We start from the raw sequence: 11,974 nt of genomic DNA, 5'->3' as shown, positions 1-11,974 counted from the left end.
AAACACGCAAAGAGATTGCTAAAGAGCTAGGGCGTACACATCAGTCAGTTTGAGTATGGCGCGTAAGCTGGGTGTGGTTTCAATGGGGAGTACATGTCAGAAGATAGCTATTATATCATTGATAATTATCCTCTTTTTGGCGGGAGTGCGCTTGCTAAAAAGTTAAACATACCTTTCCGCCGAGTGCAGTACATAGCGAGAGAAAATGGCGTTAAATATAAACCTGTCGATAAATATAATCCGCCACTGCCCAGGGCATTAACTTGTTACGATATGGTCAAGCGTGTTTCTTTGCTTGATAGAGACTCGCCGCTTTCCAAAGATGCGGTGGAAGATTGCGTTATCATTTTTTATGACAGCTTGGACCAAGTGCACCGATGATGGCCATGCATTTAGATGAATTGCTGGAACAAGTTGCACGCCATTTTAAGGTTGATGCACAAGCGCTCACATTAACACTGCTAGCGAAGAAGTTTCGCCACGATCATGTGTAATGGTCATAGCGCCTATCGATATACGCGGCCGGACATATGTCCGGTTTGCGGTAAGGTAGGCATAAATTATTGCGAATACATGTACCGAGGACGTGTATATTTGCACGAAGAACAATGCCCAAGTTGCTTAGGCTTGAAAGTCTATCCAACGACTTATAGTGATGGGAGAATTTATGAGACAAACCAATCAGGTATCGTGTGAGCCCGTAGTTGGCACCACGTGGACATCACAACAAGAAGATTGTGACATTTCATTGTACGTTGAAGAACGTTTAGAACTGGATAATGAATCATATCTTGTCACTGTTGTTGATGCGCGCTACAAGGATGACATGATGGAGCCATCAGAAGAATTGACCAAGAGCCAATGGGAGTCTTTGGTAGCATCATTTGATTTGTCATCAAACCTCTGACATCCAAGTGCGCATTATGTAAGTTAGGATTATGTTGAGGGTTTTCGGTCAGTACCATTGCGAAGCACTGGACGACTAGGAACGCCGGAAGACGTGGGCGAGTTTACGAGAATCGTCTGACAAGAGACTAGCCCGTAATATAAACCTCATAATGCGCATTTGGTGACATACCCCGATAATTCCTATCTCCCCATCTCCCCATCTCCCCGTCCCCCCATCACTTGCTTGCAAGTGATATAAGGGCGCACAACGGCGGTTAGCAGCGGTACAACAGCTAACCGCCCGAGACCAACACATACACTAAAAAACGCACGTGCCCTCACCATCCTGCGAGGCCATAGCGTACGTTCAATTTACTCTGACGTTGAGTTTTGTGCGCTCTCACCCTATGCGAGTCCATAGCGAGCTTTCAGCTAGTGCCGGCGTTAGGGCTTTTACTCCTACCTGACCACTACCTTTCATTAGAGATGGGCAAAGCAGATCACGGGGGCGGAGGAAGCGAAGCGCCGCCCGCGGGAGCTGTGCTATAGGTTCGGGTTCCTGTTACACCCGAACTAAGTCCGGACATCCGGACTCTGACCCTCTGCTTCCCCGAGATAATGTCTCTTAGTATCAACGGCCTCCCAGAGTTTATTGATGAACTCTTCCTCATCATCTATATAGTCCCACAGCGTTATCATGAGTATTGTGTCGTTTACTTTATTCATGGCATGACTTGCTTTGTATAAGAACTCCATAGGCGTTTTGCTTCGTTTAATGGCCTTTCCGCTACAGATTTCTCTTTCACTTATATTCAATATCTTAGCTAACTCGTGCACTTGGCTTGCTTTGGGCTCGGTTTTTCCATTTTCCCACTTTAGGTAGGTTTGCGGGGTAATCCCCATTTTTTTTGCTATTTCGCTTTGTTTTAGCCCTGCACGGCTACGGGCCTCCTTAAGTACATCTTTGAGCATGTCATATCTTCCATAAGTATATATTTCTTTCATTCTAACCCTACTTTTATGCACTCAGTCATTGATATACATACTAGTTTATATTAGCCTACATAAAAATGTACTTGACAGGTTTTTAGGTTTGCTTGGTTTTTTTATTGATCAACTGTTCATGCAACAAGATTACCCAGAGGGGGGCTTGCCTCTTGTCGGTACGCATGTGATTGAACGTGTTGATATGGAGACGGGCGAGCATTTACCTCCCAGTGTTAATCAGAAGGTTTTAGAAGGCTCTTACAGCACTAAGCTAACGATTCGTTGTAACGGCAACCGAGTCCGTGTGGAGGGGAACCCGTCACGTTGGCAACGCATGGATAATCTATTTGGACTTACTCAACTAGATGATTGTGTCGCCATTTATAACCATGTATTGGCGCAGTATGGGCTACCACCATTTACCAAGAACACCAAGCTTAAGCATCGTCAGTCACAGGATGGCAAGCGTTCAGGCCTTATCGGTAATGGCGCTGAGATTACGCTCATTGATTGGACACGTAATCACATGGTGGGTGCAAGGAAAGAGGCTTCCTTCATTCGGGGCATGTCGTCTATTCAGATTGGTAGAGGTCGAGAGCCCAAGCTTTACCCTAATGGCATGACGTGTAATTGGGGAGAGGCGTCAGAGTGGATGATGACCAAGCTTTACTGTAAGAGCTTTGAACTAAAAGAACATTTGCGTCGAGATAAGCGTAAAAAATACGGTGTTACAGAGACTCAACTGAATTATATAGACCAGCTAATTGATTACTGTGCAGAGCAGGGCGTCGTACGAGAAGAGCACAGCCTTAGACAAAAACTTTTAAAGCGCCACAACTTGCAGTTCTACGGGTTAGTTACAGAAGCAGACTTTCACGAACACTTACAAGATATCGAGAACGCTATGAAGACACTACATGCCACGCACGATACTCACTTATCTATTGCTGACCAACTCATATCATCGGGTGTGGTTAAGAGCCGCCAAGCAGCTAACGCTACGCAGTCATATGCAGTTTTATGGCAACAAGGCGTAGATCTTCGCTCTACGCTTAAGCGCTCTCAGTTTTATGAGCATAAATCTAGGTTGAAAGCCATAGGTATCGACATTGGACAACAATTTGATGTTAGCCGCATGTGCCCAACATTGAAGCGCTCAGAAGTTATTGAAGTAAAACCCCTTTCTATTCCCAGTTGGTACCAGCTGCCCAGAGTGGCGACTACCAACGTTTTACCATTCCATGCATACGCATCATGAGGAACACCATGTTAAAAATTGAGATCTTTGAAGAAGATGAACGCATTCTAACGCGCAATATTCCAGCTAAAGACGATCGTCCAGTCAGAGAGATACGAGAGCAGATTGCTTACGCGCACTTGGGCGGCAAGTTTCCGGTAGAGATGAAGTTACAGATTGAAGAAGGGCAGCCACATTATGCAGCAGGACTTTATACCGTTCACAACTCTAGCTTTATTGTTAATAAGTTTGGTGGTTTGGAGTTAAAACGTTTTGGCATGCTTATAGAGCCGATTGTTGCTTAACAAAGAGTGCGCAGCGGGTAGTGGGATACCCACTGCGCTTACCATCATGATTACATTGAGAGCATCACTATGGAAGACATGAAGTTATCACAACCAACAACTCAGTCAATAAGCCATTCCTTTGCAGACTTATTAAGGCCCAATAAAGTTCACCATTCAGAAGATAAGCCGCCTCATTATTGGTCTTTATCTGAGAAGGTTGAGCTTTGCCGTTTGGCTGCTCAGGGTAAAACACGCAAAGAGATTGCTAAAGAGCTAGGGCGTACACATCAGTCAGTTTTGAGTATGGCGCGTAAGCTGGGTGTGGTTTCAATGGGGAGTACATGTCAGAAGATAGCTAATTATATCATTGATAATTATCCTCTTTTTGGCGGGAGTGCGCTTGCTAAAAAGTTAAACATACCTTTCCGCCGAGTGCAGTACATAGCGAGAGAAAATGGCGTTAAATATAAACCTGTCGATAAATATAATCCGCCACTGCCCAGGGCATTAACTTGTTACGATATGGTCAAGCGTGTTTCTTTGCTTGATAGAGACTCGCCGCTTTCCAAAGATGCGGTGGAAGATTGCGTTATCATTTTTTATGACAAGCTTGGACCAAGTGCACCGATGATGGCCATGCATTTAGATGAATTGCTGGAACAAGTTGCACGCCATTTTAAGGTTGATGCACAAGCGCTCACATTAACACTGCTAGCGAAGAAGTTTCGCCACGATCATGTGTAATGGTCATAGCGCCTATCGATATACGCGGCCGGACATATGTCCGGTTTGCGGTAAGGTAGGCATAAATTATTGCGAATACATGTACCGAGGACGTGTATATTTGCACGAAGAACAATGCCCAAGTTGCTTAGGCTTGAAAGTCTATCCAACGACTTATAGTGATGGGAGAATTTATGAGACAAACCAATCAGGTATCGTGTGAGCCCGTAGTTGGCACCACGTGGACATCACAACAAGAAGATTGTGACATTTCATTGTACGTTGAAGAACGTTTAGAACTGGATAATGAATCATATCTTGTCACTGTTGTTGATGCGCGCTACAAGGATGACATGATGGAGCCATCAGAAGAATTGACCAAGAGCCAATGGGAGTCTTTGGTAGCATCATTTGATTTGTCATCAAACCTCTGACATCCAAGTGCGCATTATGTAAGTTAGGATTATGTTGAGGGTTTTCGGTCAGTACCATTGCGAAGCACTGGACGACTAGGAACGCCGGAAGACGTGGGCGAGTTTACGAGAATCGTCTGACAAGAGACTAGCCCGTAATATAAACCTCATAATGCGCATTTGGTGACATACCCCGATAATTCCTATCTCCCCATCTCCCCATCTCCCCGTCCCCCCATCACTTGCTTGCAAGTGATATAAGGGCGCACAACGGCGGTTAGCAGCGGTACAACAGCTAACCGCCCGAGACCAACACATACACTAAAAAACGCACGTGCCCTCACCATCCTGCGAGGCCATAGCGTACGTTCAATTTACTCTGACGTTGAGTTTTGTGCGCTCTCACCCTATGCGAGTCCATAGCGAGCTTTCAGCTAGTGCCGGCGTTAGGGCTTTTACTCCTACCTGACCACTACCTTTCATTAGAGATGGGCAAAGCAGATCACGGGGGCGGAGGAAGCGAAGCGCCGCCCGCGGGAGCTGTGCTATAGGTTCGGGTTCCTGTTACACCCGAACTAAGTCCGGACATCCGGACTCTGACCCTCTGCTTCCCCGAGATAATGTCTCTTAGTATCAACGGCCTCCCAGAGTTTATTGATGAACTCTTCCTCATCATCTATATAGTCCCACAGCGTTATCATGAGTATTGTGTCGTTTACTTTATTCATGGCATGACTTGCTTTGTATAAGAACTCCATAGGCGTTTTGCTTCGTTTAATGGCCTTTCCGCTACAGATTTCTCTTTCACTTATATTCAATATCTTAGCTAACTCGTGCACTTGGCTTGCTTTGGGCTCGGTTTTTCCATTTTCCCACTTTAGGTAGGTTTGCGGGGTAATCCCCATTTTTTTTGCTATTTCGCTTTGTTTTAGCCCTGCACGGCTACGGGCCTCCTTAAGTACATCTTTGAGCATGTCATATCTTCCATAAGTATATATTTCTTTCATTCTAACCCTACTTTTATGCACTCAGTCATTGATATACATACTAGTTTATATTAGCCTACATAAAAATGTACTTGACAGGTTTTTAGGTTTGCTTGGTTTTTTTATTGATCAACTGTTCATGCAACAAGATTACCCAGAGGGGGGCTTGCCTCTTGTCGGTACGCATGTGATTGAACGTGTTGATATGGAGACGGGCGAGCATTTACCTCCCAGTGTTAATCAGAAGGTTTTAGAAGGCTCTTACAGCACTAAGCTAACGATTCGTTGTAACGGCAACCGAGTCCGTGTGGAGGGGAACCCGTCACGTTGGCAACGCATGGATAATCTATTTGGACTTACTCAACTAGATGATTGTGTCGCCATTTATAACCATGTATTGGCGCAGTATGGGCTACCACCATTTACCAAGAACACCAAGCTTAAGCATCGTCAGTCACAGGATGGCAAGCGTTCAGGCCTTATCGGTAATGGCGCTGAGATTACGCTCATTGATTGGACACGTAATCACATGGTGGGTGCAAGGAAAGAGGCTTCCTTCATTCGGGGCATGTCGTCTATTCAGATTGGTAGAGGTCGAGAGCCCAAGCTTTACCCTAATGGCATGACGTGTAATTGGGGAGAGGCGTCAGAGTGGATGATGACCAAGCTTTACTGTAAGAGCTTTGAACTAAAAGAACATTTGCGTCGAGATAAGCGTAAAAAATACGGTGTTACAGAGACTCAACTGAATTATATAGACCAGCTAATTGATTACTGTGCAGAGCAGGGCGTCGTACGAGAAGAGCACAGCCTTAGACAAAAACTTTTAAAGCGCCACAACTTGCAGTTCTACGGGTTAGTTACAGAAGCAGACTTTCACGAACACTTACAAGATATCGAGAACGCTATGAAGACACTACATGCCACGCACGATACTCACTTATCTATTGCTGACCAACTCATATCATCGGGTGTGGTTAAGAGCCGCCAAGCAGCTAACGCTACGCAGTCATATGCAGTTTTATGGCAACAAGGCGTAGATCTTCGCTCTACGCTTAAGCGCTCTCAGTTTTATGAGCATAAATCTAGGTTGAAAGCCATAGGTATCGACATTGGACAACAATTTGATGTTAGCCGCATGTGCCCAACATTGAAGCGCTCAGAAGTTATTGAAGTAAAACCCCTTTCTATTCCCAGTTGGTACCAGCTGCCCAGAGTGGCGACTACCAACGTTTTACCATTCCATGCATACGCATCATGAGGAACACCATGTTAAAAATTGAGATCTTTGAAGAAGATGAACGCATTCTAACGCGCAATATTCCAGCTAAAGACGATCGTCCAGTCAGAGAGATACGAGAGCAGATTGCTTACGCGCACTTGGGCGGCAAGTTTCCGGTAGAGATGAAGTTACAGATTGAAGAAGGGCAGCCACATTATGCAGCAGGACTTTATACCGTTCACAACTCTAGCTTTATTGTTAATAAGTTTGGTGGTTTGGAGTTAAAACGTTTTGGCATGCTTATAGAGCCGATTGTTGCTTAACAAAGAGTGCGCAGCGGGTAGTGGGATACCCACTGCGCTTACCATCATGATTACATTGAGAGCATCACTATGGAAGACATGAAGTTATCACAACCAACAACTCAGTCAATAAGCCATTCCTTTGCAGACTTATTAAGGCCCAATAAAGTTCACCATTCAGAAGATAAGCCGCCTCATTATTGGTCTTTATCTGAGAAGGTTGAGCTTTGCCGTTTGGCTGCTCAGGGTAAAACACGCAAAGAGATTGCTAAAGAGCTAGGGCGTACACATCAGTCAGTTTTGAGTATGGCGCGTAAGCTGGGTGTGGTTTCAATGGGGAGTACATGTCAGAAGATAGCTAATTATATCATTGATAATTATCCTCTTTTTGGCGGGAGTGCGCTTGCTAAAAAGTTAAACATACCTTTCCGCCGAGTGCAGTACATAGCGAGAGAAAATGGCGTTAAATATAAACCTGTCGATAAATATAATCCGCCACTGCCCAGGGCATTAACTTGTTACGATATGGTCAAGCGTGTTTCTTTGCTTGATAGAGACTCGCCGCTTTCCAAAGATGCGGTGGAAGATTGCGTTATCATTTTTTATGACAAGCTTGGACCAAGTGCACCGATGATGGCCATGCATTTAGATGAATTGCTGGAACAAGTTGCACGCCATTTTAAGGTTGATGCACAAGCGCTCACATTAACACTGCTAGCGAAGAAGTTTCGCCACGATCATGTGTAATGGTCATAGCGCCTATCGATATACGCGGCCGGACATATGTCCGGTTTGCGGTAAGGTAGGCATAAATTATTGCGAATACATGTACCGAGGACGTGTATATTTGCACGAAGAACAATGCCCAAGTTGCTTAGGCTTGAAAGTCTATCCAACGACTTATAGTGATGGGAGAATTTATGAGACAAACCAATCAGGTATCGTGTGAGCCCGTAGTTGGCACCACGTGGACATCACAACAAGAAGATTGTGACATTTCATTGTACGTTGAAGAACGTTTAGAACTGGATAATGAATCATATCTTGTCACTGTTGTTGATGCGCGCTACAAGGATGACATGATGGAGCCATCAGAAGAATTGACCAAGAGCCAATGGGAGTCTTTGGTAGCATCATTTGATTTGTCATCAAACCTCTGACATCCAAGTGCGCATTATGTAAGTTAGGATTATGTTGAGGGTTTTCGGTCAGTACCATTGCGAAGCACTGGACGACTAGGAACGCCGGAAGACGTGGGCGAGTTTACGAGAATCGTCTGACAAGAGACTAGCCCGTAATATAAACCTCATAATGCGCATTTGGTGACATACCCCGATAATTCCTATCTCCCCATCTCCCCATCTCCCCGTCCCCCCATCACTTGCTTGCAAGTGATATAAGGGCGCACAACGGCGGTTAGCAGCGGTACAACAGCTAACCGCCCGAGACCAACACATACACTAAAAAACGCACGTGCCCTCACCATCCTGCGAGGCCATAGCGTACGTTCAATTTACTCTGACGTTGAGTTTTGTGCGCTCTCACCCTATGCGAGTCCATAGCGAGCTTTCAGCTAGTGCCGGCGTTAGGGCTTTTACTCCTACCTGACCACTACCTTTCATTAGAGATGGGCAAAGCAGATCACGGGGGCGGAGGAAGCGAAGCGCCGCCCGCGGGAGCTGTGCTATAGGTTCGGGTTCCTGTTACACCCGAACTAAGTCCGGACATCCGGACTCTGACCCTCTGCTTCCCCGAGATAATGTCTCTTAGTATCAACGGCCTCCCAGAGTTTATTGATGAACTCTTCCTCATCATCTATATAGTCCCACAGCGTTATCATGAGTATTGTGTCGTTTACTTTATTCATGGCATGACTTGCTTTGTATAAGAACTCCATAGGCGTTTTGCTTCGTTTAATGGCCTTTCCGCTACAGATTTCTCTTTCACTTATATTCAATATCTTAGCTAACTCGTGCACTTGGCTTGCTTTGGGCTCGGTTTTTCCATTTTCCCACTTTAGGTAGGTTTGCGGGGTAATCCCCATTTTTTTTGCTATTTCGCTTTGTTTTAGCCCTGCACGGCTACGGGCCTCCTTAAGTACATCTTTGAGCATGTCATATCTTCCATAAGTATATATTTCTTTCATTCTAACCCTACTTTTATGCACTCAGTCATTGATATACATACTAGTTTATATTAGCCTACATAAAAATGTACTTGACAGGTTTTTAGGTTTGCTTGGTTTTTTTATTGATCAACTGTTCATGCAACAAGATTACCCAGAGGGGGGCTTGCCTCTTGTCGGTACGCATGTGATTGAACGTGTTGATATGGAGACGGGCGAGCATTTACCTCCCAGTGTTAATCAGAAGGTTTTAGAAGGCTCTTACAGCACTAAGCTAACGATTCGTTGTAACGGCAACCGAGTCCGTGTGGAGGGGAACCCGTCACGTTGGCAACGCATGGATAATCTATTTGGACTTACTCAACTAGATGATTGTGTCGCCATTTATAACCATGTATTGGCGCAGTATGGGCTACCACCATTTACCAAGAACACCAAGCTTAAGCATCGTCAGTCACAGGATGGCAAGCGTTCAGGCCTTATCGGTAATGGCGCTGAGATTACGCTCATTGATTGGACACGTAATCACATGGTGGGTGCAAGGAAAGAGGCTTCCTTCATTCGGGGCATGTCGTCTATTCAGATTGGTAGAGGTCGAGAGCCCAAGCTTTACCCTAATGGCATGACGTGTAATTGGGGAGAGGCGTCAGAGTGGATGATGACCAAGCTTTACTGTAAGAGCTTTGAACTAAAAGAACATTTGCGTCGAGATAAGCGTAAAAAATACGGTGTTACAGAGACTCAACTGAATTATATAGACCAGCTAATTGATTACTGTGCAGAGCAGGGCGTCGTACGAGAAGAGCACAGCCTTAGACAAAAACTTTTAAAGCGCCACAACTTGCAGTTCTACGGGTTAGTTACAGAAGCAGACTTTCACGAACACTTACAAGATATCGAGAACGCTATGAAGACACTACATGCCACGCACGATACTCACTTATCTATTGCTGACCAACTCATATCATCGGGTGTGGTTAAGAGCCGCCAAGCAGCTAACGCTACGCAGTCATATGCAGTTTTATGGCAACAAGGCGTAGATCTTCGCTCTACGCTTAAGCGCTCTCAGTTTTATGAGCATAAATCTAGGTTGAAAGCCATAGGTATCGACATTGGACAACAATTTGATGTTAGCCGCATGTGCCCAACATTGAAGCGCTCAGAAGTTATTGAAGTAAAACCCCTTTCTATTCCCAGTTGGTACCAGCTGCCCAGAGTGGCGACTACCAACGTTTTACCATTCCATGCATACGCATCATGAGGAACACCATGTTAAAAATTGAGATCTTTGAAGAAGATGAACGCATTCTAACGCGCAATATTCCAGCTAAAGACGATCGTCCAGTCAGAGAGATACGAGAGCAGATTGCTTACGCGCACTTGGGCGGCAAGTTTCCGGTAGAGATGAAGTTACAGATTGAAGAAGGGCAGCCACATTATGCAGCAGGACTTTATACCGTTCACAACTCTAGCTTTATTGTTAATAAGTTTGGTGGTTTGGAGTTAAAACGTTTTGGCATGCTTATAGAGCCGATTGTTGCTTAACAAAGAGTGCGCAGCGGGTAGTGGGATACCCACTGCGCTTACCATCATGATTACATTGAGAGCATCACTATGGAAGACATGAAGTTATCACAACCAACAACTCAGTCAATAAGCCATTCCTTTGCAGACTTATTAAGGCCCAATAAAGTTCACCATTCAGAAGATAAGCCGCCTCATTATTGGTCTTTATCTGAGAAGGTTGAGCTTTGCCGTTTGGCTGCTCAGGGTAAAACACGCAAAGAGATTGCTAAAGAGCTAGGGCGTACACATCAGTCAGTTTTGAGTATGGCGCGTAAGCTGGGTGTGGTTTCAATGGGGAGTACATGTCAGAAGATAGCTAATTATATCATTGATAATTATCCTCTTTTTGGCGGGAGTGCGCTTGCTAAAAAGTTAAACATACCTTTCCGCCGAGTGCAGTACATAGCGAGAGAAAATGGCGTTAAATATAAACCTGTCGATAAATATAATCCGCCACTGCCCAGGGCATTAACTTGTTACGATATGGTCAAGCGTGTTTCTTTGCTTGATAGAGACTCGCCGCTTTCCAAAGATGCGGTGGAAGATTGCGTTATCATTTTTTATGACAAGCTTGGACCAAGTGCACCGATGATGGCCATGCATTTAGATGAATTGCTGGAACAAGTTGCACGCCATTTTAAGGTTGATGCACAAGCGCTCACATTAACACTGCTAGCGAAGAAGTTTCGCCACGATCATGTGTAATGGTCATAGCGCCTATCGATATACGCGGCCGGACATATGTCCGGTTTGCGGTAAGGTAGGCATAAATTATTGCGAATACATGTACCGAGGACGTGTATATTTGCACGAAGAACAATGCCCAAGTTGCTTAGGCTTGAAAGTCTATCCAACGACTTATAGTGATGGGAGAATTTATGAGACAAACCAATCAGGTATCGTGTGAGCCCGTAGTTGGCACCACGTGGACATCACAACAAGAAGATTGTGACATTTCATTGTACGTTGAAGAACGTTTAGAACTGGATAATGAATCATATCTTGTCACTGTTGTTGATGCGCGCTACAAGGATGACATGATGGAGCCATCAGAAGAATTGACCAAGAGCCAATGGGAGTCTTTGGTAGCATCATTTGATTTGTCATCAAACCTCTGACATCCAAGTGCGCATTATGTATGTTATGTTAAATAAAGTATTTAACAGGTGAATATTGGCATTGATAAGACAAGCGCCTTGACTCCTCACCTCCATTTTTCTCCCTCTTGAGTATTCTGA

General features: G+C 44.8%; 17 protein-coding genes. 14 read left to right on the top strand and 3 right to left on the bottom strand.

The window, feature by feature from the left end:
- The first annotated feature begins 93 nt into the window (after positions 1–93).
- Positions 94–381 carry a hypothetical protein gene (locus BUQ98_RS15980; RefSeq protein ID WP_074214744.1) on the top strand — a complete coding sequence of 96 codons (288 nt, stop codon included), beginning with the start codon at positions 94–96 and terminating at the stop codon, positions 379–381.
- 286 nt (positions 382–667) lie between these two features.
- Positions 668–907 (top strand): hypothetical protein, encoded by a 240-nt coding sequence (locus BUQ98_RS15975; RefSeq protein ID WP_074214237.1) that lies wholly within the window; start codon positions 668–670, stop codon positions 905–907.
- 554 nt (positions 908–1,461) lie between these two features.
- Here BUQ98_RS15975 and BUQ98_RS15970 read toward each other — a convergent pair.
- Positions 1,462–1,893, bottom strand: coding sequence for a helix-turn-helix transcriptional regulator (locus BUQ98_RS15970; RefSeq protein WP_077641507.1), 432 nt, complete (start codon positions 1,891–1,893; stop codon positions 1,462–1,464).
- Between the two features lie 118 nt (positions 1,894–2,011).
- Between BUQ98_RS15970 and BUQ98_RS15965 the strand changes: the two genes are divergently transcribed.
- The 4 genes from BUQ98_RS15965 (at position 2,012) to BUQ98_RS15950 (ending at position 4,556) form a co-directional block, all read left to right on the top strand.
- Positions 2,012–3,133, top strand: coding sequence for a phage/plasmid replication protein, II/X family (locus tag BUQ98_RS15965; RefSeq protein WP_074214745.1), 1,122 nt, complete (start codon positions 2,012–2,014; stop codon positions 3,131–3,133).
- A gap of 8 nt (positions 3,134–3,141) precedes the next feature.
- Positions 3,142–3,417 carry a single-stranded DNA-binding protein gene (locus BUQ98_RS15960; protein ID WP_074214235.1) on the top strand — a complete coding sequence of 92 codons (276 nt, stop codon included), beginning with the start codon at positions 3,142–3,144 and terminating at the stop codon, positions 3,415–3,417.
- Positions 3,418–3,486: 69 nt separating this feature from the next.
- On the top strand, positions 3,487–4,143 hold the full coding sequence (locus BUQ98_RS15955; protein WP_074214238.1) for a helix-turn-helix domain-containing protein: 657 nt from the start codon (positions 3,487–3,489) through the stop codon (positions 4,141–4,143).
- 173 nt (positions 4,144–4,316) lie between these two features.
- The gene (locus tag BUQ98_RS15950; RefSeq protein WP_074214237.1) at positions 4,317–4,556 is read left to right on the top strand and encodes a hypothetical protein; all 240 of its coding nucleotides are present in this window, start codon (positions 4,317–4,319) and stop codon (positions 4,554–4,556) included.
- 554 nt (positions 4,557–5,110) lie between these two features.
- Here BUQ98_RS15950 and BUQ98_RS15945 read toward each other — a convergent pair.
- On the bottom strand, positions 5,111–5,542 hold the full coding sequence (locus tag BUQ98_RS15945; protein ID WP_077641507.1) for a helix-turn-helix transcriptional regulator: 432 nt from the start codon (positions 5,540–5,542) through the stop codon (positions 5,111–5,113).
- 118 nt (positions 5,543–5,660) lie between these two features.
- Here BUQ98_RS15945 and BUQ98_RS15940 point away from each other — a divergent pair, with 118 nt between their 5' ends.
- The 4 genes from BUQ98_RS15940 to BUQ98_RS15925 all read left to right on the top strand — a co-directional run bounded on the left by BUQ98_RS15940 (position 5,661) and on the right by BUQ98_RS15925 (position 8,205).
- Positions 5,661–6,782: a phage/plasmid replication protein, II/X family gene (locus BUQ98_RS15940; RefSeq protein WP_074214745.1), complete on the top strand. Its 1,122-nt coding sequence runs from the start codon at positions 5,661–5,663 to the stop codon at positions 6,780–6,782.
- 8 nt (positions 6,783–6,790) lie between these two features.
- Positions 6,791–7,066 carry a single-stranded DNA-binding protein gene (locus BUQ98_RS15935; protein ID WP_074214235.1) on the top strand — a complete coding sequence of 92 codons (276 nt, stop codon included), beginning with the start codon at positions 6,791–6,793 and terminating at the stop codon, positions 7,064–7,066.
- A 69-nt stretch (positions 7,067–7,135) separates the two neighbouring features.
- A complete protein-coding gene (locus tag BUQ98_RS15930; RefSeq protein ID WP_074214238.1) occupies positions 7,136–7,792 on the top strand; it encodes a helix-turn-helix domain-containing protein in 657 nt (218 codons plus the stop codon).
- A gap of 173 nt (positions 7,793–7,965) precedes the next feature.
- Entirely contained in the window at positions 7,966–8,205 is a 240-nt protein-coding gene (locus BUQ98_RS15925; RefSeq protein WP_074214237.1) for a hypothetical protein, read from the top strand.
- Between the two features lie 554 nt (positions 8,206–8,759).
- Here the strand turns inward: BUQ98_RS15925 and BUQ98_RS15920 are convergent.
- Positions 8,760–9,191, bottom strand: a complete 432-nt coding sequence (locus tag BUQ98_RS15920; RefSeq protein WP_077641507.1) for a helix-turn-helix transcriptional regulator — start codon at positions 9,189–9,191, stop codon at positions 8,760–8,762.
- 118 nt (positions 9,192–9,309) lie between these two features.
- Here BUQ98_RS15920 and BUQ98_RS15915 point away from each other — a divergent pair, with 118 nt between their 5' ends.
- The 4 genes from BUQ98_RS15915 (at position 9,310) to BUQ98_RS15900 (ending at position 11,854) form a co-directional block, all read left to right on the top strand.
- Complete coding sequence (locus BUQ98_RS15915; protein WP_074214745.1) at positions 9,310–10,431, top strand: phage/plasmid replication protein, II/X family; 1,122 nt, start codon at positions 9,310–9,312, stop codon at positions 10,429–10,431.
- 8 nt (positions 10,432–10,439) lie between these two features.
- Positions 10,440–10,715 carry a single-stranded DNA-binding protein gene (locus BUQ98_RS15910; protein ID WP_074214235.1) on the top strand — a complete coding sequence of 92 codons (276 nt, stop codon included), beginning with the start codon at positions 10,440–10,442 and terminating at the stop codon, positions 10,713–10,715.
- A gap of 69 nt (positions 10,716–10,784) precedes the next feature.
- Positions 10,785–11,441 carry a helix-turn-helix domain-containing protein gene (locus BUQ98_RS15905; protein ID WP_074214238.1) on the top strand — a complete coding sequence of 219 codons (657 nt, stop codon included), beginning with the start codon at positions 10,785–10,787 and terminating at the stop codon, positions 11,439–11,441.
- Between the two features lie 173 nt (positions 11,442–11,614).
- On the top strand, positions 11,615–11,854 hold the full coding sequence (locus BUQ98_RS15900) for a hypothetical protein (protein WP_074214237.1): 240 nt from the start codon (positions 11,615–11,617) through the stop codon (positions 11,852–11,854).
- Positions 11,855–11,974 lie beyond the last annotated feature (120 nt).

This window comes from Salinivibrio sp. ES.052, assembly GCF_900141775.1.
In the GTDB taxonomy this organism is placed as follows: Bacteria; Pseudomonadota; Gammaproteobacteria; order Enterobacterales; family Vibrionaceae; genus Salinivibrio.
Note: the sequence above shows the minus strand (reverse complement) of the source record. Positions and strands in the feature narration are given on the sequence as shown.

Bases quoted from the DNA above. Each gene is read 5' to 3' on its own strand.
- BUQ98_RS15925 (WP_074214237.1), top strand. From the start codon at position 7,966: ATGAGACAAACCAATCAGGTATCGTGTGAGCCCGTAGTTGGCACCACG.
- BUQ98_RS15915 (WP_074214745.1), top strand. From the start codon at position 9,310: ATGCAACAAGATTACCCAGAGGGGGGCTTGCCTCTTGTCGGTACGCAT.
- BUQ98_RS15970 (WP_077641507.1), bottom strand. From the start codon at position 1,893: ATGAAAGAAATATATACTTATGGAAGATATGACATGCTCAAAGATGTA.
- BUQ98_RS15910 (WP_074214235.1), top strand. From the start codon at position 10,440: ATGTTAAAAATTGAGATCTTTGAAGAAGATGAACGCATTCTAACGCGC.
- BUQ98_RS15950 (WP_074214237.1), top strand. From the start codon at position 4,317: ATGAGACAAACCAATCAGGTATCGTGTGAGCCCGTAGTTGGCACCACG.
- BUQ98_RS15975 (WP_074214237.1), top strand. From the start codon at position 668: ATGAGACAAACCAATCAGGTATCGTGTGAGCCCGTAGTTGGCACCACG.
- BUQ98_RS15960 (WP_074214235.1), top strand. From the start codon at position 3,142: ATGTTAAAAATTGAGATCTTTGAAGAAGATGAACGCATTCTAACGCGC.
- BUQ98_RS15920 (WP_077641507.1), bottom strand. From the start codon at position 9,191: ATGAAAGAAATATATACTTATGGAAGATATGACATGCTCAAAGATGTA.
- BUQ98_RS15935 (WP_074214235.1), top strand. From the start codon at position 6,791: ATGTTAAAAATTGAGATCTTTGAAGAAGATGAACGCATTCTAACGCGC.
- BUQ98_RS15945 (WP_077641507.1), bottom strand. From the start codon at position 5,542: ATGAAAGAAATATATACTTATGGAAGATATGACATGCTCAAAGATGTA.
- BUQ98_RS15905 (WP_074214238.1), top strand. From the start codon at position 10,785: ATGGAAGACATGAAGTTATCACAACCAACAACTCAGTCAATAAGCCAT.
- BUQ98_RS15930 (WP_074214238.1), top strand. From the start codon at position 7,136: ATGGAAGACATGAAGTTATCACAACCAACAACTCAGTCAATAAGCCAT.
- BUQ98_RS15900 (WP_074214237.1), top strand. From the start codon at position 11,615: ATGAGACAAACCAATCAGGTATCGTGTGAGCCCGTAGTTGGCACCACG.
- BUQ98_RS15955 (WP_074214238.1), top strand. From the start codon at position 3,487: ATGGAAGACATGAAGTTATCACAACCAACAACTCAGTCAATAAGCCAT.
- BUQ98_RS15965 (WP_074214745.1), top strand. From the start codon at position 2,012: ATGCAACAAGATTACCCAGAGGGGGGCTTGCCTCTTGTCGGTACGCAT.
- BUQ98_RS15980 (WP_074214744.1), top strand. From the start codon at position 94: ATGTCAGAAGATAGCTATTATATCATTGATAATTATCCTCTTTTTGGC.
- BUQ98_RS15940 (WP_074214745.1), top strand. From the start codon at position 5,661: ATGCAACAAGATTACCCAGAGGGGGGCTTGCCTCTTGTCGGTACGCAT.